The following is a 21,347-nucleotide window of genomic DNA, read 5'->3' on the forward strand; positions in this document are numbered from 1 at the left end:
CCCGGGCGCCTGCGCATCGCCCGTCGCGCACTGGGCGCGCTCCCACAGAAAGAGCCTCGCGTGCGGCAATCGTCACGCATCCTGCCGCTGTCGTTTATGCTTTCCCCTGTCACAGGCCAGGCGAACACCCAGCGGATGATCTCTTCTCACCTATCGGTCGTCTCGCTCCGTGACCTCATGCTGGTGCAGGCTGTGCGTCGCCATGGCAGCTTCAACAGTGCGGCTCGGGCGATGCACATCAGTCCGTCGGGGCTTTCGCATCAGGTGCAGAAAGTGGAGCAGGCGCTGGGCGCGCCGCTGTTCGAGCGTGGCGGGCGTCGCATTGTTCCCACGGCGGGCGGCCAGCGGCTGCTGGAGCAGATCGATGCCGTGCTTGCGGCGGCGGAACATCTTCAGCAGGTCGCACGTGCTGGCGAAGTGTCGTTTGGTGGCGAGCTGCGTCTGGGCGTGCCGGCATCGCTTGGCCCGTATCTGCTGCCTCATTTGATCGCGCCGTTTCCGCAGCATTTTCCGGGCACGCGCCTGAGCCTTTCCGAAGGCAAGCCGCGCGGCCTGCTGCGCCGCCTCAACGAGGGTGAACTCGACGCCGTACTCGCACCGCGCGTGCCACCGGTCAGTGGTGTCGCCATGCGCCCGCTGTTCTTCGAGCCGTGGGAAGTCATGTTCCGCGCTGATCACGTGCTCGCAGGCAAGAAAAGCGTGGGGCTTGAACAGCTTGAAGCCGGAGACGCCACGCTGATGACGGAAAGCCACTGCGAAGACGTGCTCGGTGGCGGCCACGTGCAGGACGTGAGCCTGGAAAGTCTGGCTGCGCTGGTGGAGTTGCGCGGTGGCTATGCGCTGGTGCCGGCGCTTGCCCACGAGCGCTTGGCGTCGATGCCGAACGTGGTGCTTGCCAAGCTCAAGGGACAGGCGCCGGGGCGTGAGATTGCGTTGTACTGGCGCGAGGCGTCGCCGTGGCATGCGGATTTGCAAAACTTTGCGGCGTTGTTGCGCAAGCTGGCGAAGCAGCGGCCGGGGGTGAAGGTTTTGAGTGAGGGGGAGTAGGGCTAGCCGGGTGACGTAAAAAAGAGCCCAGTTAGAAGCGCTTTCGCTAGCACCCACCCCTCACCCCTACCCTCTCCCCGGAGGGGAGAGGGAGCTAGTTGCGCAAGGTCGCTGGAGCTTTAGAAATCCAGCTCCTGCGAGGCGCACAGATAATCCACCATCGGCGCGACGCGCTTGTACGTCTCCACCAGCCACGGCAGCAACTCCGCCGAACAGGCGAGCTTCTCGTCAAACGCCTCGCCACACGCGAAATCCTTGCGCTTGATGTCATCGATCAGCTCATGCGCCGGATCGAAGCCGCGTGGCGGTCGGGTCAGCGATTCGCCCCAGAAGGTGAAGTGCTCACGAAACACCTTGCTGCGCGTCGCACGCTTCCACGCCTCGGGGTTGTCGGCCAGGAAATCGCGGATCTTCTTCAACGCGTCCGATTCCGGATGCCACATGCCGCCGCCGGCAAAACAATCGCCCGGCTGGATATGCATGTAGAACGAGGGTGCGTGCACTTCGTTGCGTCGCTCGTGGAAGAAACGCGCGCCTTGCCAAGGTTTGTAGGGCTGCTTGTCGTTCGAAAAACGCGTGTCGCGATGAATGCGAAACAGTGAGCCGCCCACCTTGCGCGTGTCGGCGCGGTAGTGCGGGCTGATCTTGGCCAGCGGAGCCTGGAGGTCGCGGATCAGGGCCAGGAAGGGCTCGCGCACATCGCGCTCATAGGCTTCCTTGTGATCGTGGAACCATTCGCGGCTGTTGTTGTTCGCCAGCGACTTGAGAAAGCGGAACGTTGCGGGGCTGAAATAGGGCTTGGCCATGGTCTCTGGGGTCAGGCAGTAAGCGGTGCGACATCGGCGGCGAGCATCTCGCCCCACGATTGCAGTTGGTCGAGCACGGCCAGTTTGTCGTGCGAAAGATCATCCGCACGCAAGGCGGCGATGCGGGCGAAGTAGTCGTCCAGCGTCAGGTTGGTCAGTGGCGTGGGACGGGTCAGGCGGTCGCGGCGAAACGACTGCCAGCGCGCCTGTTCCTCCAGGCTGAGCGTTTCGGGCCAGTTGCGCGCGCGATAGCGGAACAGCAACTCCGGGTAACGCGGATCGCGGAAGGGAAAAGTGCGCTGCCCCAGTTGCTCGGGAGGCGTGCCACGAATATCCGCAAGCAGGCGCTTGTCCGCATCGGGAAGAAAACCGCCGTACAACCCCAGTTCGGGGTCGGCCGGCGGGGGCAGGTCGGTGGCGCGCTGGAACACGCGGCGAAGCTTGGCGGCCAGCCCATCGGCGGATGCGAGCATGTCGCGATGGGCATGGATGCGATCCATATCCAGCTGCAGGCGCTCCAGGTCCACGCCCTTCAGCGTCGACAGCGGTGCCAGGGCGGGTGCACGATTGGCGCGAACGGTGCGCAGCGGAATGCGTTCGATGCCTTCGGGCAGATCGGCGCGCGACGTGAATACGCGGTCGGCGATCTCGTCCTCGTCCAGCGCGAGCAGGTCCGATGGATCGCTGGACAGGTCGTACACGATGATTTCCGCGGGGCGGCTGGGGTGTGCGGCCAGCGGCGCCACTACAGCCAGGCAATGCCGGCTCGACGGGTAACGTGAAGACACATGCACCACCGGCGTCATCGACACCACGTCGAGCATCTCGAACACGCGCTGCTTGCGGCGCAGGCTGAAATACCAGTCCCACAAGCGCGGTTGGCGCACGCGAATAAGCCGCGCCAGGTCGATCAACGCATACACGTCCGACAGCGCATCGTGCGCGCGCTCCTGCCGCAGATGGTTTGCCGCGGCGAGATGCTCCAGCTTGAAACTCGGCGTGCCTTCGTCGCGCTTGGGCCACTCGATGCCTTCGGGGCGCAGGGCCTGGCACATGCGCACCAGGTCGATCAGGTCCCAGCGCGAATTGCCGTTCTCCCATTCGCGCCCGTAAGGCTCGAACATGTTCCGGTAGAACAGCTGGCGCCCGATCTCGTCGTCGAAGCGCAAGGAGTTGTAGCCCACGCCGCACGTGCCGGGCTGGGCGAGTTGCTCGTGCACGCGCGCCGCGAAATCGGCTTCGATCACGCCCTCGCGCTCGGCCTGTTGCGGCGTGATGCCGGTGATCAGGCAGGCATCGGGGTGGGGCGGCATTTCGCGTGGCGGCTTGCCGAAGAACATTACCGGCTGGCCCACGATCTCCAGCTCCATGGTGGTGCGGATGCCTGCGAACTGCACCGGCCGGTCGCGCCACGGGTCGGCGCCAAAGGTCTCGTAGTCGTGCCAGAAAAAGGTCTGCATGCAGCGATCATCGCATGGCCTTCATGCCCGCTCCACGCAGCCCGTTCACGATGGGCGCCTGGAACCAGGCTGAAAAGCGGAGTGCCAGCGGGCGGCCTGCTGTTAGACTCCGCGTCCAGGAGGGCGCATGAGCCAAGCGAACGAAGACAACCTGATCTGGATCGATCTGGAAATGACCGGACTCGATACGGACAACGACTCCATCCTCGAGATCGCCACCATCGTCACCGACAAAAACCTTCGCATTCTGGCGGAAGGCCCGGTGTTCGCGATCCGTCACGCGCTGGACCGCCTTGAAGGCATGGACGCGTGGAACCGCAACCAGCATCGCCGCTCGGGCCTGTGGGACCAGGTGGTGGCTTCCACCGATGACCACGCCACGGCCGAGCAGGCCACGCTCGATTTCCTCAAGGAATGGGTGCCTGCGGGCAAGTCGCCGATGTGCGGCAACTCCATCTGCCAGGACCGCCGCTTCCTGCATCGCCAGATGCCGCGCCTGGAGCGCTTCTTCCATTACCGCAACCTCGACGTGTCCACGCTGAAGGAACTCGCGCGCCGCTGGGCGCCGCAGATCGGCAAGGGCTTCTCGAAGGAATCCGCGCACACCGCGTTGTCGGATATTCGCGATTCCATCGACGAGCTGCGCTATTACCGCCAGTTCATGGGCCCGCTGGGCGGCGAGTCCTGACCGTTTTTCACGGGAGTCACCATGTCTCTTGATCTGTTCGCTCCCGTGCTCGACTGCAACGGCCGTCCGCTGAAGCTGGATCGGCCACGCGTGGTCGGCATCCTCAATGTCACGCCCGATTCCTTTTCCGACGGTGGCAGCCATGCGTCCGTGGACGATGCCGTGGCGCATGGCCTGCGCATGGTGGAAGAGGGCGCGGACATGCTGGATATCGGTGGCGAGTCCACGCGTCCCGGTTCCGATGACGTGCCGGTCGAGGAAGAAATTCGCCGTGTGGTGCCGGTTATCGAACAGCTCGCGGCGCGCACCACGGTGCCGCTTGCCATCGATACCTCCAAGCCCGAGGTGATGCGTGCGGCCGTGGCCGCGGGCGCCGGCATGATCAACGACGTTTACGCGTTGCGCCGGGAAGGCGCGCTGGATGCAGCAGCGCAGCTCGGCGTTCCCGTGTGCCTGATGCACATGCTGGGCGAGCCGCGCAGCATGCAGGACGACCCCCAATACGACGACGTGGTGGGCGAGGTGCATCGGTTCCTGACCGACCGCCTGTTCGCCTGCGAACTCGCCGGCATCGATCGGCGCAAGGTCATGGTCGATCCCGGTTTCGGCTTCGGCAAGAACCTGGAACACAACCTGGCGCTGCTGCGTGCCCTGGAGCGCTTCAGCAACCTGGGCAGCGGTGTGTATGTGGGCATGTCCCGAAAATCCATGATCGGCGCGATGACGGGCAGAAAGGCCCCGACGGATCGCGTGGCTGGCTCCATCGCGGCGGCCGTCATCGCCGTGCAGCGCGGCGCACGCATGGTGCGCGTGCACGATGTGGCAGGCACGGTGGATGTGCTGGCGGTGTGGCATGCCGTGCAGGCTGGCGACGTGCCCGAGCGGCGCGACAGCAAGCCCACGATCCGCTGGCCGGCCGACGAATAATCACAGACAACCGGATGTCGGGCGCACGCATGCGCCGATTTCCAGCAGGAGTAGGGCCATGACGCAACGCAAATACTTCGGAACGGACGGCATTCGCGGCCTGGTGGGCCAGTGGCCGATCAGCGCCGATTTCATGCTGCGACTGGGCCGCGCCGTAGGCGTGGTGCTGGCGCGCAACGGGCGCGCGCGTCCGAAAGTGGTGATCGGCAAGGACACGCGCGTGTCGGGCTACATGTTCGAATCCGCGCTGGAAGCTGGCCTTGTCGCGGCGGGCGCCGACGTTGCGCTGCTCGGCCCCATGCCCACGCCCGGCGTCGCGTTTCTCACGCGTTCGCTGCGCGCGGACGCCGGCATCGTCATCAGTGCTTCGCACAACCCGCATCACGACAACGGCATCAAGTTCTTTTCCGCGAATGGCGAAAAGCTCTCCGATGAAGTCGAACTCGCCATCGAGGAAGAACTGGAGCTGGAATTTTCCACGGTTCCCTCCGAGCAACTGGGCAAGGCCATCCGCATTGCGGATGCCGTGACGCGCTACGCCGAGTTCTGCAAATCCACCGTGGCGGAAGACTTCAACCTGCGCGGCATCAAGCTCGTGCTCGATTGCGCGAACGGTGCGACGTATCAAGTCGCACCCAAGGTGTTCTCCGAACTGGGCGCCGTGGTCACCACCATTGGCGACAAGCCCGATGGCTTCAACATCAATCGCGAGGTGGGTTCCACGCATCCGCAGGCGCTGGTGAACGCCGTGCTGGAGCAGGGTGCCGATCTGGGCATCGCCTTCGATGGCGATGGCGATCGCCTGCAGCTGGTGGACCGCAACGGCAAGCTGGGCGATGGCGACGACATCCTGTTCGTGCTGGCCCATGCCTGGCATGCCAGGGGCCAGCTGCTCGGCCCGGTGGTGGGCACGCTGATGAGCAACTACGGCCTGCAGCTCGCCCTGTCGAAGATCGACGTGAAGCTGATCCGCGCCAACGTGGGCGACCGCTACGTGCTGCAGCAGCTGAAGGAGCACGGCGGCAACCTGGGCGGCGAAACCTCCGGCCACATCCTGTGCCTGGACCGCGCCACCACTGGCGACGGCATCGTCTCCGCGCTGGCCGTGCTGGAGGCACTGGCGGGTGCCGACCTGGCCGACGCGCGCCAGGGCCTGCACAAGATGCCCCAGATCATGATCAACGTGCGCGCCGACGGTGCCCGCGAGTCCCTGACCAGCGATGCCGTGCGCGCGGCCCTGGCCGAGACCGAGCAAACCCTGGCCGGCCGCGGCCGCGTGGTGCTGCGCGCCTCGGGCACCGAACCGCTGGTGCGCGTGACCGTGGAAGCCGCCGACGAGGCCGAAGTGCGCCAGATGGCCGAAAAGCGCGCCGGTGACGTAAAATCCGCCGCAGAACGTGCGTGAGCCTGTAAAGCGTGTTCCCAGGTCGCCAAGGATTGGCCCGACGTGCCCCGCCCCTGCGGTGGCGGACAGACAAGTGGACCGCACGCACAACCTGTGGACAAGCCATGAAGAAAGTTCCGACCCTCGACATCCGTCGTTACGAGACGGATCGTGACGCCTTCGTTGCCGAACTGGGCAACGCCTACCGCGAATACGGTTTCTGCTGCATCAGCGGCCACGGCATTCCGCGCGAGCTGATCGACGGCGCCTACGATTCGTTCCAGCAGTTCTTCGCACTGCCGACCGACACCAAGATGAAGTACCACGTGCCCGGCAGTGGTGGCGCACGCGGCTACACGCCGTACAAGGTGGAAACGGCCAAGGACAGCAAGTTCGCCGACCTCAAGGAGTTCTGGCACGTCGGTCGCGAAATCCCGCGCGATTCCAAGTTCGCCGATGTCATGCCGCCGAACCTGTGGCCGACGGAAATCGACGACTTCAAGAAGAACGGCTACGGCCTGTTCGACGCGCTCGACCAGCTCGGCGCACGCGTGCTGCGCGCGCTCGCCTTGCACATCGAGCTGCCGGAAAACTTCTTCGACGACAAGATCAACCAGGGCAACTCCATCCTGCGTCCGATCCACTACCCGCCGATCACCGACGCGACCGTGCCGAACGTGCGCGCCGGTGCGCATGAAGACATCAACTTCATCACGCTGCTGGTCGGCGCCAGCGCCGAAGGCCTGGAAGTGCTCACGCGCGAAGGCGAGTGGCTGCCCATCACCACCGAAGGCGATGCCATCGTGGTGAACATCGGCGACATGCTGCAGCGCCTGACCAACCACGTGTACCCGTCCACCTCGCACCGCGTGGTGAACCCGCAGAACGACAACGCCCGCAAACCGCGCTACTCGGTGCCGTACTTCCTGCACCCGAACCCGGACGTGGTACTCGACCCGCTGCCGCAAACGGTGACCCCGGACAACCCGAGCCGCTACACCACCAGCATCACCTCCCACGAGTACCTGCTGGAACGCCTGCGCGAGATCAAGTTGATCTGATGTAAGGCGAGATCAAGTTGATCTGATGTAAGTAGAAAAGCCCGCTGCCGAAAGCCGCGGGCTTTTTTAATTCTCCCTCTCCCCTCCGGGGAGAGGGCCGGGGTGAGTCCCGAAAAGGGGATAAAGGGCGGGTGCTCGCGAAAACCATCCACCCGTGCCAATTCCTGCCTCGGTCGCGCACAAGCGCGCTCCTACAGAAACGCCCATGCGAGATTAAGTTGATCTGATGTGAATAAAAAAGCCCGCACAAAGCCGCGGGCTTTTTTCCTTCTCCCTCTCCCCTACGGGGAGAGGGCCGGGGTGAGGGGCGGGTGCTCGACAAAGCCAATCACCCATGCGAATTCCTGCTCCGGTCGCGCACAAGTGCGCTCCTACAAAAAGCCGACGACGCGAAACCACATCAAACCGCATCCCCCAAATCCCGATACCTCTTCGACTCCCGCGCCGACAACCACAACGTCAGCCGATCCGGCAGCAACTTCATCATCGCCTTGATGAAACGATTCACGCCGCCCGTCACGCGCACCACATCCCCGCGCTCCACCGCGTCGTAACCCTCACGCACCACCGCCTCCGCGCTCTGCCACATGAAGGCCGGCATCTTGTTCATCAGCTGACGCGTGCCCGTGACATCGTGGAATTCCGACCACGTAAAGCCCGGGCACAACGCACACACATTCACGCCGCGGTGGCGATTCTCCAGCGCCAACGACTGCGAGAACTTGATCAGGTACGCCTTGCTCGCCGCATACAGCGTGTGTCCCGCCGAACCCGGCACATGCCCCGCCAGCGAGGCCACATTGACGATGCGCCCGTAACCACGCTTCTGCATGCCAGGCAGCAAACGCCACGCCAGTTCCGCCGGCGCCGTCATCAACACGCGGATAAATGCCTCATGGGTCGGCCACGGCACCACGTCGAACGTGCCCGGCACGCCGTAGCCGGCATTGTTGATCAGCCAGTCCACCACCAGTCCACGTGCGTCCAGCGCATCGCACAGCTGCTTCACCGCCGCGGGATCGGCCAGGTCGGCCGGCAGCACCGTCACGTTGCACCCATGCTTGGTGCGCAACTCTTCCCCAAGGGATTCAAGCCGTTCCACGCGTCGCGCCGTCAGCACCAGGTCGTGGCCATGCGCTGCCAGTTCGCGGGCGAAGGCGGCGCCAATACCGGCGGAAGCACCCGTGACAAGACTCAGTGGGCGGGCAGGTGGCATAAAAGTGGTCTCCTTGTGGTCCATCCGATTTTTTCCGTAACGGCAATGGTTTGTGCGGTCTACGTTGCCAGTGGCATGGTCGGTCGGTAAGCTTTCGGGTTTATACGCAATGGAACACGCGCATGCGCAAGAAACTCGTCGCCGGCAACTGGAAGATGCATGGTAGCCGCAGCATGGCGACAGCCCTGGTCAGCGACATCGTTGCCGCCCTGCCCACCGCCGTCGACGTGGTGGTGATTCCGCCCTTTCCGTATCTGGGTGAACTGGCCTCGCAGCACGCCGGTTCCGGCCTGGGTTTCGGCGGCCAGGATGTGAGCGAGCACGACGGGCAGGGCGCCTATACCGGCGAAGTGTCCGCTGCCATGCTGGCCGACGTGGGTGCGCAATGGGCCATCGTGGGCCACTCCGAGCGCCGCCAGTACCAAAAGGAAAGCAACGAGCTGGTAGCCCGCAAGTTCGCCGCCGCACGCGCGGGCGGCCTTACCCCCATTCTCTGCGTGGGTGAAACGCTGGCCGAGCGTGACAGCGGGCTCACCGATGCCGTTGTGGCACGCCAGCTCAAGGCCGTGATCGAGTTGAACGGCATCGCCAGCTTCGACACCGCCGTTATCGCTTATGAGCCGGTATGGGCCATTGGCACCGGGCAAACGGCGTCGCCGGAGCAGGCGCAGCACGTTCATGCGTTCATCCGTAGCCAACTGGAAAAAGAAGATGTTATGATTGCCCGTCTGACCCGACTGCTTTACGGCGGTAGTGTCAAAGCGGCAAATGCTGCGGAATTGTTCGCACAGCCGGACGTGGATGGAGGGTTGATCGGGGGCGCCTCACTGGCATCGGCCGATTTCCTGGGAATCTGCGCGGCAGCACACTGAGCGCCACGGACTCTTAAAGAGAACCATGTTCGTCATTTTCAGCGTTTTCTACATTCTGATCGCCGCAGCGATGATCGTGCTGATCCTGATGCAGCGCGGTGCAGGTGCTGACGCGGGCTCCGGCTTCGGCGGCGGTGCTTCCGCCACGGTGTTCGGTGCACGCGGTTCGGCCAGCTTCCTCACCCGTTCCACCGCGGTGCTGGCAGCGCTGTTCTTCGCGTTGAGCCTGGGCATGGGTATCTACCTTGGCCACAACGCGCATTCGCAGAGTGACGGCGGCAGTGACCTGGGTGTGATGTCGGGTATTGCCAACAAGCCGGCGGCAACGCAGAATGCGCTCCCCGCCGCTCCGGCCAACGCGGAAATCCCGCAGGCCACCAAGCCGGCACAGGGTGATGTCCCCGCTGCCACGGCTCCGGCCAAGCCCTCGGGTGACGTGCCTGCCGCGACGGAACCGGCAAAGAAAAATTAAGTAAGACACCTGCCCAGGTGGCGGAATTGGTAGACGCACTACCTTGAGGTGGTAGCGCCGTAAGGCGTGGGGGTTCGAGTCCCCCCTTGGGCACCAATCGAAGATACCGATGCACATGCATCGATATCCCAAAGAACAAAGAAACCGCCACTCGGCGGTTTTTTTGTGCGCGCGTTTCAGACGTCCAAACTCAAGGGAGTCCATCCGCCATGCCGAAAATCCACCTGGTCGAAGGCCCCGTCGGCGCCGGCAAATCCACCTACGCTGCACAGCTGAGCAACCAACCCGCCGCGCCTGCCCTGATCCTCGATGCCTGGTTCGCCCGACTCTACAGTCCTGACCGTCCCGCTGAAGGTTTGATGCCGTGGTACGTGGAACGCAAGGAACGCTGCATCGCGCATATCTGGGCAACCGCCTTGGACATACTCGGCACAGGGCACGATGTTGTGCTTGAACTCGGACTGGTCGAGCGCGCCAGTCGCAAGCGGTTCTACGCGTTGGTGGATGACGCGGGATACGACCTCACGGTCTATCTGCTCGATGCGCCGCGTGATGTTCGGCGGGAGCGGGTGAGGCAGCGCAATCGAGAGAAGGGGCCGACTTATACGATGGAGGTGCCTGATGCGTTCTTTGAATTGGCGAGTGACGCTTGGGAGCCTATCGCTGAGGCTGAAAAAGAGTGGTGCGAAGTTCAAGTGGTAGCTTGACAGCTATCGTGCACTGCACGTCCTCGTATTATTTAGCTATGCAGTCAGCGAAACGCCGCGTATCGCAAAGAAAAGTACACTCTGACCCCGGTTTTGGTGTGTGTTAGGCCGTGACGTGTAACAGACGCGTTATATGGCGAAACCTTCCGCAGCGTGCGTAGCATTTTCGCGCGCATCCCGCGCACTCCGGAGGGGATTATGAAGCAGCTTCTGTGTTGCTTTGTCTGTTTCGGGCTGGCCGCCTGTTGCACGGAGCCTCAAAAGGTTGAAACCGTTTCGTTGGAGAACGCGATCTCCAGCGTTCGCGCTGCTATTGAAAACGGATACGCCTACTGTGCGGATACATCGCACAAATGCACTTCAAATGTTCAACTCAACACCGTCACGATTAGCCTCGCCTTGGCAAGTACGAACGGGCAAGAAGTGGATGTCGCGTTACCTGGTAAGTACCCATTTAGCCTCGGTGGTAAGGGCACGTTTTCCGAATCGACCACGAACACGATCACGCTCGTTTGGCAGAACCCTTGTCTGGTCGCCACGAAGGGCGATTCGACGGGCAGCCCAGACCAAAAGCCTGGTGGCGGAGGCAAGGGTGATCGATCTCAGAGGTCGAACTCGGACAGTTCCCAGACATCCAAACCTGATCCTTACGGATGCGATGTTGCGGGCGGGCACACGATGTTCCAGACGCAGGACGTCGCCCCTCGTAAGTATTGACCTGACCAGTCGGGTAGGCGCTACGACCAGCGACTTAATGGCCGGCGCGCTTACCAATACATAAACAAAGCTACTTTCTGAGCCCCGACCTGTGCGGGGCTTTTCTTTTGCGTCTGCTGGTGAAGCTATGAAACTTGGCATGTACTTCACACTCGACGAGATGACGGCGTCGGCGGAAGCGAAGCGCTGCGGCATTTCGAACGTACCCGGCCCGATCGAAGTTGCCGCATTGGGTGCGCTGGTGAAGACAGTGCTCGACCCACTTCGCGCAGCCTTGGGTATTACGAGAACGAGAAGTTGGCAGCGTATCGGCATGAAGCCATTGCCCCGAGCTGTCCAGGGTGGGTGGGAGCAACCCCGCAGCGATCCCTCTTATCCTGCTTGCCTTGGCATTTATATTGTTAAGCTTGCTTGCATTAATTGGATGGTTGGCTGCTAAGATATCAAAAGTCGCGGATATCTTAGGAGGTCCCTTGGACGCAATTTCGCAGCAAGAAGCCGAATTGAAGTGGATGGAAGCCGGAAACGTCTTCACTCCGGGCTCGCCCGTCAGCACTCGTGACCTGTTCGCTGGCCGACGCGATCAGCTTCAAGAGATCATGGGTGCTATTTCTCAACGTGGTTACCACGCGGTCCTCTACGGGGAGCGTGGCGTTGGGAAGACGTCCCTTTCCAACATTCTTGTGACGATTCTGGGCGCGATGCCCCAGGCTTCGCTGATCGGTCGCGTAAACTGCGATGCGGGGGACACCTTCAGCAGCATTTGGCACAAAGCGCTCAGGGATATCTCGTTCACTAATCCCCAGCGGGGCATTGGTTTCAATGCTGCCGACACCGTCGCACATACCCCGGTTTCTGCGACTCTTCCAACGGTGGTGCAGCCGGACGACATTCGGCGGACATTGTCAGATCTGTCGCGTCATGCCCGTGTTCTCATAATCCTTGACGAATACGACCGAATCGTTGATCGACAGGTCGCGACACTCGTTTCGGACACAATCAAGGCGCTCTCGGATTTTGGTGTCGATGCAACGGTGTTGATCATTGGTGTCGCGGATACCATCGATGACCTCATCGAAGGCCATCAGTCTATTGAGCGTGCCGTGGTGCAGATCCCGATGCCACGCATGTCTGACGAGGAAATTGCCGAGATTTTAGATACCGGCGTTAGCAAGTTGGGCATGCAGATGGATGGCGGGGCTCGAGCTCACCTTGTCCATCTCACACAGGGCTTGCCTTATGTTGCACATCTGCTTGGCTTGCATACAACCAGGGTTGCGCTCCAAGGCCACGCGAGGACCATCACGAGATCCCACGCCGACCAGGGAATCCAGCGTTCGTTAGAGCAGTGGCAACAATCGATTCGAACGGCCTATGTTGATGCAATCAGAAGCCCTCAGCCCGTAAATCTCTTTAAGGAAGTTTTACTGGCGTGTGCATTGGCTGAAACGGACGAGCTCGGTTACTTCAGTGCGTCGAGTATTCGTGCGCCCCTTAAGCAGATTACCGGTCGGCTTCTCGACATTCCTAGCTTTGCCCGGCATCTCAAGGAGTTTAGTACCGAGGGTAGAGGGGGGATCATTGAGCGAGTAGGCACTGCCCGCAAGCTTCGCTATCGCTTTACTAGCCCCCTTATGCGGCCCTACATCATCATGCGTGGCTACGACGACGGCCTGCTCAAATGACAGCCAAACAGAGGGGGGAAGAGCGCCATGCCGTTAGCACAAGCGTTGGCTTTAATCGGCTCGGTGGTAACGATCGTGTTAGCGATGTACGGGTTGGACGCGTGGCGGCGTGAGCACGCTGGCCGACGTAGCATTGAGTTGGCGGAAGAGACGCTAGCCATGTTTTACGAAGCAGCGGACGCCTTGGAACACGTCCGAAATCCTGGCTCGTTTGGGTCGGAATATCGAGATCTAGTTCGCGACCCTAACGAATCCAATGCCGAATTTGATGCGCGCCGAAAGGCTTCCATCGTGTTCACGAGGTTTTCGGAGCATAGCGATCTGTTCAATCGAATTCACGCAATGCGATACCGCTTTATGGCTCAGATTGGAAAAGCTCAAGCAGCTCCATTCGATGAGCTTCGACGTATCGTCAATGATGTGCAGGCCGCGGCCAGAATGCTCACTCGGCTATGGCCCAGGAATACCTTCAAGGATGAAGCCGCGTTTCTTGCCCATCAGGAGCTGGTCAACAAATATGAGGCTGTTTTTGGGTGGACACTGCCTGAAGAAGACCCGATTCGACCGCGCATGGATGCAATCCTCAAAGACATAGAGGGCACCTGCCGCGGGGTCATTACTGGAAAGGGATCGCTCTACAGGCTTATTAAGCTGCCCATTCGGTCATCATGACCTAGCCAAGCTGCCACGCCATGGTGATGGGGACCTCCCAATCCTCCTCCTGTGCGGGAAAGGGCGATTGGCTGTCGAATGTCTAAACCGGCAATCTTTTTGCGGTGATTTTTACGGTGAGACTGAAACAGAGGCAAAGAAAAAGGGCTTGCATCGCTGCAAGCCCTTGTTTCTTGGCGGAGAGGGTGGGATTCGAACCCACGGTGGGCTTACACCTACGCCTGATTTCGAGTCAGGTGCACTAATCTGCGTATGCTTTGTATACAGAATGCAGGGGCTATGAGATTGGGCAATTGAAGCAGCTTCAGGTGCCACGCCATGGTTGCTCAACATCGTCTTAAAGGCTTGGGCAGGTACATCTTGGGACTGGGGGTCATGGCGATGGCCGTGGTTTGCCTGGTCTGGGGAAATTTTGATCCTGGGCAGCCTGTGCCCAAGGATTTCCCTTATCGAGTTGTGTTCGCTTATGCCGCCGCAGTTTTCATGCTGATTTCCGGCGCCGCGCTTGCGTGGCGTCGCACTGCGATGTCTGGCGCTGTCGCGCTGTCCGCATATTTCCTGTTTGTCGTCGTAGTGCTGATGAATGGCCGCTCGGTGCTTGCTCACTACACGGAGTTCGGCAGCTACAGCGGCACGGCGGAGCAGTTGGCGATTGCGGCGGGGGCTTGGATTGTTTTTGCCCGTAACGCCAGGTTGGATGCGCAAACGGCAGCGCGGTTTGTGCGAGTGGGGCAGGTGGTGTTTGGCATCTGTGCCATCTTGTTTGGCGGCGCGCATTTTGCGTACATGAATCTGACGGCGCCGTTGGTGCCTGCGTGGTTGCCGCCGGGTCAGACGTTCTGGGCGTATGCGACTGGCGTTGCGCAGATCGCGGCAGGGTTGGCGATAGTGACGGGGGGTTGGGCGCGGTTGGCGGCGGTGTTGCTGACGGTGATGTATGTGTCGTTTACGGTGTTGGTGCACGTGCCGACGCTGTTGGCGGATTCGTCCAAGTTTTTCAACTGGACGGAGAACGCGTTGAACCTTGCGCTGATTGGCGTTGCGTGGGTGGTGGCAGATTCGCTGGCTTGGTCGAAGCAAGGACGGCCATAAGCTGGCGAGTTACCGCGTGCATCGGTGGATTCTCGAAAGATCGGGTGAAGCGCAGAAGCTGGTAAGTGCACGCGCTCGCGTGGCCGAGCGTTCACTGGTATCCAATCGCGCAGTGCTTGCACGCCGCCCTGCCAGGCGTGGCGTGCCGGATCACCATCCGTCACGCCACAGGGGCGATCAACTGGCGCGCGGTGCGCTCACGTCGGCGGGTGGCCGACTATTCCCGGGTTACACGGCGTGGCTTGCGCAGCGGGCGCGGGGCTGTGGTGACAGCGTGGGGCTCGCGGGTGGTCGCCCGTCTCTTTGCGGGATTCGCGTGGTCGCGCGCAGAGGCACACCTCGGTCCCGGTGGGCGAGGTGGTTGTCACCTAGGCGATTCGTGAGCGACGCGCCGTGCGTGGGCTCGGCCGTGTAGGGGAATGTCGTGAGGTGGTCGTCTTGTGTAATAGACGCGCGTGCGCGTGCCTTATGATCCGGCGTAGCCATGATCAACTCCTTAGAAGTTGGTTTGGTTAGCGGGTCGCATGGGGTCCTATGCCCATGCGGCCCGCGCTACTCACGGCACTGCTGCCGTGGCCGCTCGCAAAACCCCGTCCGAAGACACCCGCGAGCAGCCCGCACAAACTAGCAAGGTTCGCCGCGCAACGCGGGTGCCGTTTGTAGGCGTCGCGCTGCGGCGGCGCGTCAGGATTTGTCTTTCACTTTGAAGGCTTGCGGCCCACAAGCGGTGGCTTGTTTCATCGCGTGGTTGCTGACGAACGTATAGTGTTTGCGACGTCGGTGAGCGGGAGCGGCGAATGCCTCGACTCCAACAACACGTATCGCGTGCCATCGCACTGGGTTTGCGTGCGCAGAAGGGTGCGGCCGTTGCGGTGGGTGTGACGCTTGAGCATGGCGAGCCGCGCGTGATGTTTTCCACGCTGCTTGCGTGCAGTGAAGATGGCGATGCGCTTTCCATCGCGCCGTATACCCTCGCGGCTGGTATGCCGCGCGATCCGAAGGGCAGGGCGACGGCGGAGGCGCTCGCTGCCGTTGCCGAAGGGCGTCGGGGTCAGGATGCGTTGGCGACACGCGGCTTGCAGGCCTTGCTGGATGATTTGCGTGCGCAGGGATACACGTCCGTCTCCGCGGCGTTGCTGGTGAATCGCGCGGGCTGGATTACCGATCTGCTCCAATACAGCCTTGCCTGGGCGGAGCATGTGCCCGTGGCCGAGCTGATGGGCGTGCGCGACGCGATGCGCGCAGCGTGCGGGCAGTGCGGCATCGAACTCACGGAGCTGGACGAGAAGTCGCTTCCCGAGGTGGCGGGCGCCGCGCTTGGCCTGCCTGCCGACGCCATGCCGGAACGCCTGAAGGCGCTGGGTGCCTCGGTTGGCCGGCCTTGGCGCAAGGAGCAGAAGCTGGCCTGCCTGTCGGCGTGGCTGTTGGCGGCCGGCCTGGGCTGACGTCCCCTTGCCGCGGGTTCCATGGCGTGGCGCAGGGTGTTGTGGCGCGCTGGCACGCTCCTTGTATCTCCCTGGGTAACCCGAACCATTCCATCCCCGGCGTCATGCCCGTTGGTTCTTGAGTACCACGCCTTCCACGGCGTGGAACGGGCATGGCTGTGCGTCCAACAAGTGGTTGATGACATGGAAATGAACTTCACGCTGGTCGATGAGCAAGGCGAGCCCGTTGAAGTGTTCTGCGAGGTGTTCGAGCGCGGCGAGGCGGTGTATTGGCGTGCGTGGCTGTATGGCTTTGCGTCGCTGCTGGACACGCTGGAAGGGCGCGCTGCCGACGACACGGCCATTCCCGGCATGATCCAGGCGGAAATCCTGCTGCGCGGCATCCGCGCGCATGCTGACCTACAGCGGCAGTAACTGACCCGATGCATCCGGGATGGCGTGCGTGCGCCATGCCGCTACCATCCATCGATCCGAGGCCGGAGCGGTGTCATGGCGAATAAAAACGAACGTTGGCTTGCCGGGCAATGTTTCTGCGGCCACGCCCGCTACCGGGTGCAGGATGCGTTTCTCTACGCCGCCAATTGCCATTGCTCGCAATGCCGGCGCACCACGGGTTCGGCGTTCAAGCCTTTTGCCGGCATCGAGCGGGAAAAGCTGTCGATGGTGCAGGGTGCCGATGCATTGCTGATCGTGGGCGAGGCGGAAGGGCACGATGCGCATTGCGCGCGGTGCGGTTCGCTGTTGTATTCAGTGGTGCGCGACGGCGCTTTCGTGCATGTGGCCATGGGAACGCTGGTGGATGCGCCTTCCATTCGACCCAGCAAGCACATCTTTACCGGTTCGAAGGCGCCGTGGTTCACCATCACCGACGATCTTCCCCAGTTCACCGCCTTCCCGGACTGACATGAAAAACCCCGCCTCGGCGGGGTTGTTTCGTTTCAGGCGCTGATGGCCGGCGATGACTGGAGCCGGCTTTGGTACGTGGCGTCCGTTTCCCGATACAGACCCGACCAAGGGTCCAGCACGTAGCCATCGGTGGGTTCCGGTGACACGCGCCGTGCGTGGGGGTGTTCCGCGCCGGCAATCAGGGCATCAAGGGTCGTGGGATCCATATGCTCTCCTCGTGGTTGTCGCGTGGGAAGTTCAGGCTAACGAGGTGTTCGTTGATGCGCGGTTAAAGCTGCGCACGAAAATCGCGAACGCAAAACTTATGAAATTCCTAGGAATCGCGGGACTTGACGATCTCGTGACACGCAGCAACCCAAGGCCTCCGCCGCATGAAGGTTCGATGGCAAACGCCGGTTTTTTCGACATGTCGGCGAGTCGTGCCACAATGCTTGCCCCGCATCGCCGCGACCTACCTTGCGATGGCCATCAATAAAGACGCCTTTCGGCAGTTCCAGGATGAACTGGCCGCACTCGACAAGGATCAGGAAAAGCGTCGCAAGATGGCGACGGAAACGCCTATGGAACTGGCTCGCCGCGAGTTCCAGGAACTGCGCGAGCGCTATAAGTTGACCGTGGCCGACGTGGTGGCGTTTTTCCCGGAAGAGGAAGGCGTGGCCTATCTGCAGGGCCTGATCGCCGCCTCCGAAGCCGCACCGCGCAAGCGTCGCGTCAGCCGCAAGGCCGCCGGGCAGGATCAGGACTAAGCGCACTTTGCCGGCGACGGCGGGGACGCTAGCATCCGGCGTTCCTTCTGCGAGGTGTCCGGATGTTGCGCTACGCGTTTGCTGCCGTGCTCATATTCGTGGGCGTCAATGCCCGCGCGCAGGACGTCAAGGACGTCACGCCGACCGTGTTTGCCCCCGGTGTCATTTCCGGCCCGCTGCACGACAGCGCGCCTGCCTTCACGCCCGACGGGCGCACGGTGTACTTCACGCGCAGTGACGGCACGAACTCCACTATCCTGGTGAGCCACCTCGACAACGGGCACTGGTCCGCGCCGGCTACCGCGCCGTTCTCCGGTCAATGGAGCGACATGGAGCCGACCATGTCGCCGGACGGGCGCTTCCTTGTCTTCATCTCCAATCGCCCAAAAAAGCCGGGCGGCAAACCGCTGGACGGTTTCTTCATGGGGCGCAGTATTCCCGGGCGCGGCGGCAACCTGTGGAAGGTGATGTGGGACAACGGCAAGTGGAGTGCGCCGGTGCGTTTGCCCGATACCGTCAATCGCAGCGATTCCACGTTTGCGCCCAGCGTGGCAGCGGATGGCAGCCTGTATTTCATGCATCCGGCGGCGGATCCCAAACACTTCCAGCTGTTCCGTGCGGGTTGGCACCATGGCACGTATGACGAACCGCAGGCGTTGCCTTTCAGCGATGGACACGTCACGGATGTCGATCCGGCGGTGGCGCCGGATGAATCGTTCGTGGTGTTTGGTTCCAACCGTTCGCCGGCGCGGCAGATCGATCTTTTCATCGTGTTTCGCGACAACGGCGAATGGGGCGTGCCGATTCACCTGGGTAATGGCGTGAACAGCGCGGGCTCGGATGCGGAAGCGCGTTTGAGCCCGGACCATCAGACGCTTTATTTCGCCAGCGATCGCCTGGTGGATATTGCACCGGGCACGGTGCGTGCCGATTGGGACAATGGCAAATACAACATCTGGCAGATTCCGTTGACGCCGTGGCTGGACGCGCACGCCAAGGCGACGCACTGAGTGCAGCGGCCTTGCGTTTTGCTGTGTTCGTGACGCATCCGTAACAAACGTTTTGAGATACAGACGTCCAATCCTTCAAGGACGTCGATCATGATCGAGCAGATTCAGGGCTTGCCGGCGGGAGCGCTGGGTTTTCGCGCAAGCGGGCAGGTAACGGCCACCGATTATTCGCGCGTGCTGGTGCCTGATATCGAGGCAGCGTTCGCCATCAATCGCAAGCTGCGGCTGCTGTATCACATCGGCCCGGAGTTCACTGGCTTCGATGCGGGTGCCATGTGGGAAGACGCGCAGTTGGGGCTGCGCCATTTCAGCGGCTGGGATCGCGTGGCGCTGGTGACGGATGTGCACTGGTTGCGCGTTACCGCGACGGCCATGGGGTTCGCGGTACCTGCGGAGTTCAAGCTGTTTTCCAACGCGCAACTGGACGAGGCCATGGCCTGGATCGGCGAGCCGCGCCCCGTCGACGACGATGGGAACAAATGAAACTTTTTTCGCGCTTGTCACGCAGCGCAACATGTGATGAAGTCAGCTCCATGTCACGCATCCACGCCACGCTTGTCGCCATGACCGCCGCCTCCGGCGCGGCTGGCGACTGCATGCGCGCGCTGAACAATAACAACGCCAATAACAATACCCGCAACCACGGGTGGGCCGGCGTGTAAGCAACAAGCAACACATACACACGCAGAAGGCCCGCTCCCAGCGGGCCTTTTTGTTTTTCCACGGCATGAAAACCACACCAGGGAATCACCATCATGTGTTCGATCTTCGGCATGTTCGACCTGCAACCCGGCGATGACCTGGCGGCGTTGCGCCAACAGGCGCTGGAACTCTCACAGCGCCAGCGTCATCGCGGACCGGACTGGAGCGGCGTGTTCGTGGATGCCGGTGTCATCCTGGTGCACGAGCGACTGGCCATTGTCGATCCGGCAAGCGGTGCGCAGCCGTTGCGTTCGCGCGATGGCGCGCTGGCGCTGGCGGTGAATGGCGAGATCTACAACCATCGCGAACTGCGCGCGGCGAGCGGCTATGACTTCACCACCGGATCGGACTGCGAAGTGATCAACGCGTTGCATCGCGATCACGCATCGCCGGTGGAGTGGGTGTCCCAACTCAACGGCATCTTCGCCTTTGCGTTGTGGGACAGCAGCCAGTCGCGCTACGTGATTGCGCGCGATCGCATTGGCGTTTGTCCGCTTTACTGGGGACACGATGGCGAAGGTCGCTTGTGCGTGGCATCGGAGATGAAAGCCTTGGTGGGCGTGTGCCAGGACGTGGCGCCGTTTCCCCCGGGGCATGTGTACGATAGCGCGGATGGTGAGCTTCGTCGTTATTACCGGAAATCGTGGCGTGATTACGCGCAGACAACGGGGCACGACGTGCCGCTGCCGCAGCTGCGCGAAGCGTTCGAGCAGGCGGTGCATCGCCAGCTGATGACCGACGTGCCTTACGGTGTTCTGCTGTCCGGTGGTCTCGATTCGTCATTGGTGGCCGCATGCGCCGCGCGTTTCGCGCGGCATCGCGTGGAAGAAGACGACCGCGCCGAAGCCTGGTGGCCGCGCCTGCATTCCTTCGCCATTGGACTGGAAGGATCACCGGACCTTGCCGCCGCACAGGTGGCGGCCGATGCGCTGGGTACGGTGCATCACGGCTTCGTCTACACGTTTTGGGAAGGGCTGGACGCGTTGCCGGAAGTGATCCGTCACATCGAAACGTACGACGTCACCACCATTCGTGCGTCCACGCCCATGTATCTGCTCGCCCGACGCATCAAGGCGATGGGCGTGAAGATGGTGCTGTCGGGTGAAGGCTCCGATGAAATCTTCGGCGGCTACCTGTACTTCCACAAGGCACCGTCGGCCGAGGCGTTTCACGAGGAAACCGTGCGCAAGCTGGATGCGTTGCACAGCTACGACTGCCTGCGCGCCAACAAGTCGATGATGGCGTGGGGCGTGGAAGCGCGCGTGCCATTCCTGGATCTCGAATTTCTGGACGTGGCGATGGGCATGGATGCACGCCACAAGATGGCGGGGCAGGGACGCATCGAAAAGGCCGTGCTGCGCGAGGCGTTCCAGGGCGCGTTGCCGGATGAAATCCTGTGGCGCCAGAAGGAACAGTTCAGCGACGGCGTGGGCTATGGCTGGATCGATGGACTCAAGGCACATGCGGAGCAGGCGGTAAGCGATCGCGAATTTGCCGCGGCGGCGGCGCGCTTCCCGCACAACACGCCGGCCACGAAGGAGGCGTATCTGTATCGACGCATCTTCGAACGCTTCTATCCCGGTCAGGCCTGTGCGGAGACAGTGCCGGGCGGCAAATCCATCGCGTGTTCCTCGCCGGCGGCACTGGCGTGGGACCCGGCGTTCGCCAACGCGGCCGATCCTTCCGGCCGCGCCGTGCGTGGCGTGCATCAACAGGCGTTGGCGTAGGGCGC

The 21,347-nt window shown here is 62.2% G+C and carries 24 protein-coding genes and 1 tRNA gene; 21 read left to right on the forward strand and 4 right to left on the reverse strand.

The features are described 5' to 3' along the window. Positions 1-135 precede the first annotated feature (135 nt). Positions 136-1,047 (forward strand): LysR family transcriptional regulator, encoded by a 912-nt coding sequence (locus DK366_RS04680; protein ID WP_109124378.1) that lies wholly within the window; start codon positions 136-138, stop codon positions 1,045-1,047. Between the two features lie 119 nt (positions 1,048-1,166). Here the strand turns inward: DK366_RS04680 and DK366_RS04685 are convergent, their stop codons facing one another. Both DK366_RS04685 and sbcB read right to left on the reverse strand, forming a co-directional pair. Beyond that, positions 1,167-1,853 (reverse strand): DUF2461 domain-containing protein, encoded by a 687-nt coding sequence (locus DK366_RS04685; protein ID WP_109124379.1) that lies wholly within the window; start codon positions 1,851-1,853, stop codon positions 1,167-1,169. A gap of 11 nt (positions 1,854-1,864) precedes the next feature. Next, the gene (gene sbcB / locus DK366_RS04690) at positions 1,865-3,313 is read right to left on the reverse strand and encodes an exodeoxyribonuclease I (protein ID WP_109124380.1); all 1,449 of its coding nucleotides are present in this window, start codon (positions 3,311-3,313) and stop codon (positions 1,865-1,867) included. Between the two features lie 127 nt (positions 3,314-3,440). Between sbcB and orn the strand changes: the two genes are divergently transcribed. From orn to DK366_RS04710, 4 genes are all read left to right on the forward strand, one after another. Next, positions 3,441-4,001, forward strand: coding sequence for an oligoribonuclease (orn, locus tag DK366_RS04695; protein ID WP_109124381.1), 561 nt, complete (start codon positions 3,441-3,443; stop codon positions 3,999-4,001). A 21-nt stretch (positions 4,002-4,022) separates the two neighbouring features. Next, complete coding sequence (gene folP / locus DK366_RS04700; protein WP_109124382.1) at positions 4,023-4,928, forward strand: dihydropteroate synthase; 906 nt, start codon at positions 4,023-4,025, stop codon at positions 4,926-4,928. Between the two features lie 58 nt (positions 4,929-4,986). Further along, entirely contained in the window at positions 4,987-6,333 is a 1,347-nt protein-coding gene (gene glmM / locus DK366_RS04705; RefSeq protein WP_109124383.1) for a phosphoglucosamine mutase, read from the forward strand. A 104-nt stretch (positions 6,334-6,437) separates the two neighbouring features. After that, positions 6,438-7,373, forward strand: coding sequence for a 2-oxoglutarate and iron-dependent oxygenase domain-containing protein (locus tag DK366_RS04710; protein ID WP_109124384.1), 936 nt, complete (start codon positions 6,438-6,440; stop codon positions 7,371-7,373). A gap of 400 nt (positions 7,374-7,773) precedes the next feature. Here DK366_RS04710 and DK366_RS04715 read toward each other — a convergent pair whose 3' ends face one another. After that, positions 7,774-8,589, reverse strand: coding sequence for an SDR family oxidoreductase (locus tag DK366_RS04715; protein ID WP_109124531.1), 816 nt, complete (start codon positions 8,587-8,589; stop codon positions 7,774-7,776). A 122-nt stretch (positions 8,590-8,711) separates the two neighbouring features. Here DK366_RS04715 and tpiA point away from each other — a divergent pair, with 122 nt between their 5' ends. The 11 genes from tpiA (at position 8,712) to DK366_RS04775 (ending at position 17,154) form a co-directional block, all read left to right on the forward strand. After that, positions 8,712-9,461: a triose-phosphate isomerase gene (gene tpiA, locus DK366_RS04720; RefSeq protein ID WP_109124385.1), complete on the forward strand. Its 750-nt coding sequence runs from the start codon at positions 8,712-8,714 to the stop codon at positions 9,459-9,461. Positions 9,462-9,486: 25 nt separating this feature from the next. After that, positions 9,487-9,933 carry a preprotein translocase subunit SecG gene (secG, locus tag DK366_RS04725; protein ID WP_109124386.1) on the forward strand — a complete coding sequence of 149 codons (447 nt, stop codon included), beginning with the start codon at positions 9,487-9,489 and terminating at the stop codon, positions 9,931-9,933. A gap of 11 nt (positions 9,934-9,944) precedes the next feature. Next, positions 9,945-10,029 (forward strand) — tRNA-Leu (locus DK366_RS04730). 113 nt (positions 10,030-10,142) lie between these two features. Further along, on the forward strand, positions 10,143-10,640 hold the full coding sequence (locus DK366_RS04735) for an AAA family ATPase (RefSeq protein ID WP_109124387.1): 498 nt from the start codon (positions 10,143-10,145) through the stop codon (positions 10,638-10,640). Between the two features lie 198 nt (positions 10,641-10,838). Further along, a complete protein-coding gene (locus tag DK366_RS04740; RefSeq protein ID WP_109124388.1) occupies positions 10,839-11,357 on the forward strand; it encodes a hypothetical protein in 519 nt (172 codons plus the stop codon). Between the two features lie 473 nt (positions 11,358-11,830). Next, positions 11,831-13,042: an ATP-binding protein gene (locus DK366_RS04745; protein ID WP_157956447.1), complete on the forward strand. Its 1,212-nt coding sequence runs from the start codon at positions 11,831-11,833 to the stop codon at positions 13,040-13,042. 27 nt (positions 13,043-13,069) lie between these two features. Continuing rightward, a complete protein-coding gene (locus DK366_RS04750) occupies positions 13,070-13,714 on the forward strand; it encodes a hypothetical protein (protein WP_109124390.1) in 645 nt (214 codons plus the stop codon). Between the two features lie 375 nt (positions 13,715-14,089). Further along, positions 14,090-14,806, forward strand: a complete 717-nt coding sequence (locus DK366_RS04760; RefSeq protein WP_157956448.1) for a DoxX family membrane protein — start codon at positions 14,090-14,092, stop codon at positions 14,804-14,806. A gap of 797 nt (positions 14,807-15,603) precedes the next feature. Further along, positions 15,604-16,251 (forward strand): hypothetical protein, encoded by a 648-nt coding sequence (locus DK366_RS04765; RefSeq protein WP_109124392.1) that lies wholly within the window; start codon positions 15,604-15,606, stop codon positions 16,249-16,251. A 183-nt stretch (positions 16,252-16,434) separates the two neighbouring features. Then, entirely contained in the window at positions 16,435-16,665 is a 231-nt protein-coding gene (locus tag DK366_RS04770) for a hypothetical protein (protein ID WP_157956449.1), read from the forward strand. A gap of 75 nt (positions 16,666-16,740) precedes the next feature. Then, complete coding sequence (locus tag DK366_RS04775; RefSeq protein WP_109124394.1) at positions 16,741-17,154, forward strand: GFA family protein; 414 nt, start codon at positions 16,741-16,743, stop codon at positions 17,152-17,154. A gap of 35 nt (positions 17,155-17,189) precedes the next feature. On the opposite strand, the gene DK366_RS21135 is transcribed toward DK366_RS04775, so the two are convergent. After that, entirely contained in the window at positions 17,190-17,363 is a 174-nt protein-coding gene (locus tag DK366_RS21135) for a hypothetical protein (protein WP_157956450.1), read from the reverse strand. A 225-nt stretch (positions 17,364-17,588) separates the two neighbouring features. Between DK366_RS21135 and DK366_RS04780 the strand changes: the two genes are divergently transcribed. From DK366_RS04780 to asnB, 5 genes are all read left to right on the forward strand, one after another. Beyond that, positions 17,589-17,903 (forward strand): 2-hydroxyacyl-CoA dehydratase, encoded by a 315-nt coding sequence (locus tag DK366_RS04780; protein ID WP_343125613.1) that lies wholly within the window; start codon positions 17,589-17,591, stop codon positions 17,901-17,903. A 62-nt stretch (positions 17,904-17,965) separates the two neighbouring features. Then, positions 17,966-18,913 (forward strand): PD40 domain-containing protein, encoded by a 948-nt coding sequence (locus DK366_RS04785; protein ID WP_109124396.1) that lies wholly within the window; start codon positions 17,966-17,968, stop codon positions 18,911-18,913. A gap of 90 nt (positions 18,914-19,003) precedes the next feature. After that, positions 19,004-19,396, forward strand: a complete 393-nt coding sequence (locus tag DK366_RS04790; protein ID WP_109124397.1) for an STAS/SEC14 domain-containing protein — start codon at positions 19,004-19,006, stop codon at positions 19,394-19,396. A gap of 50 nt (positions 19,397-19,446) precedes the next feature. Then, on the forward strand, positions 19,447-19,575 hold the full coding sequence (locus tag DK366_RS21680; RefSeq protein WP_255412551.1) for a hypothetical protein: 129 nt from the start codon (positions 19,447-19,449) through the stop codon (positions 19,573-19,575). Positions 19,576-19,668: 93 nt separating this feature from the next. Beyond that, positions 19,669-21,342 (forward strand): asparagine synthase B, encoded by a 1,674-nt coding sequence (gene asnB / locus DK366_RS04795; RefSeq protein ID WP_109124398.1) that lies wholly within the window; start codon positions 19,669-19,671, stop codon positions 21,340-21,342. Positions 21,343-21,347: the final 5 nt, after the last annotated feature.

Source organism: Dyella sp. C11 (genome assembly GCF_003121485.1).
Taxonomy (GTDB): domain Bacteria; phylum Pseudomonadota; class Gammaproteobacteria; order Xanthomonadales; family Rhodanobacteraceae; genus Dyella.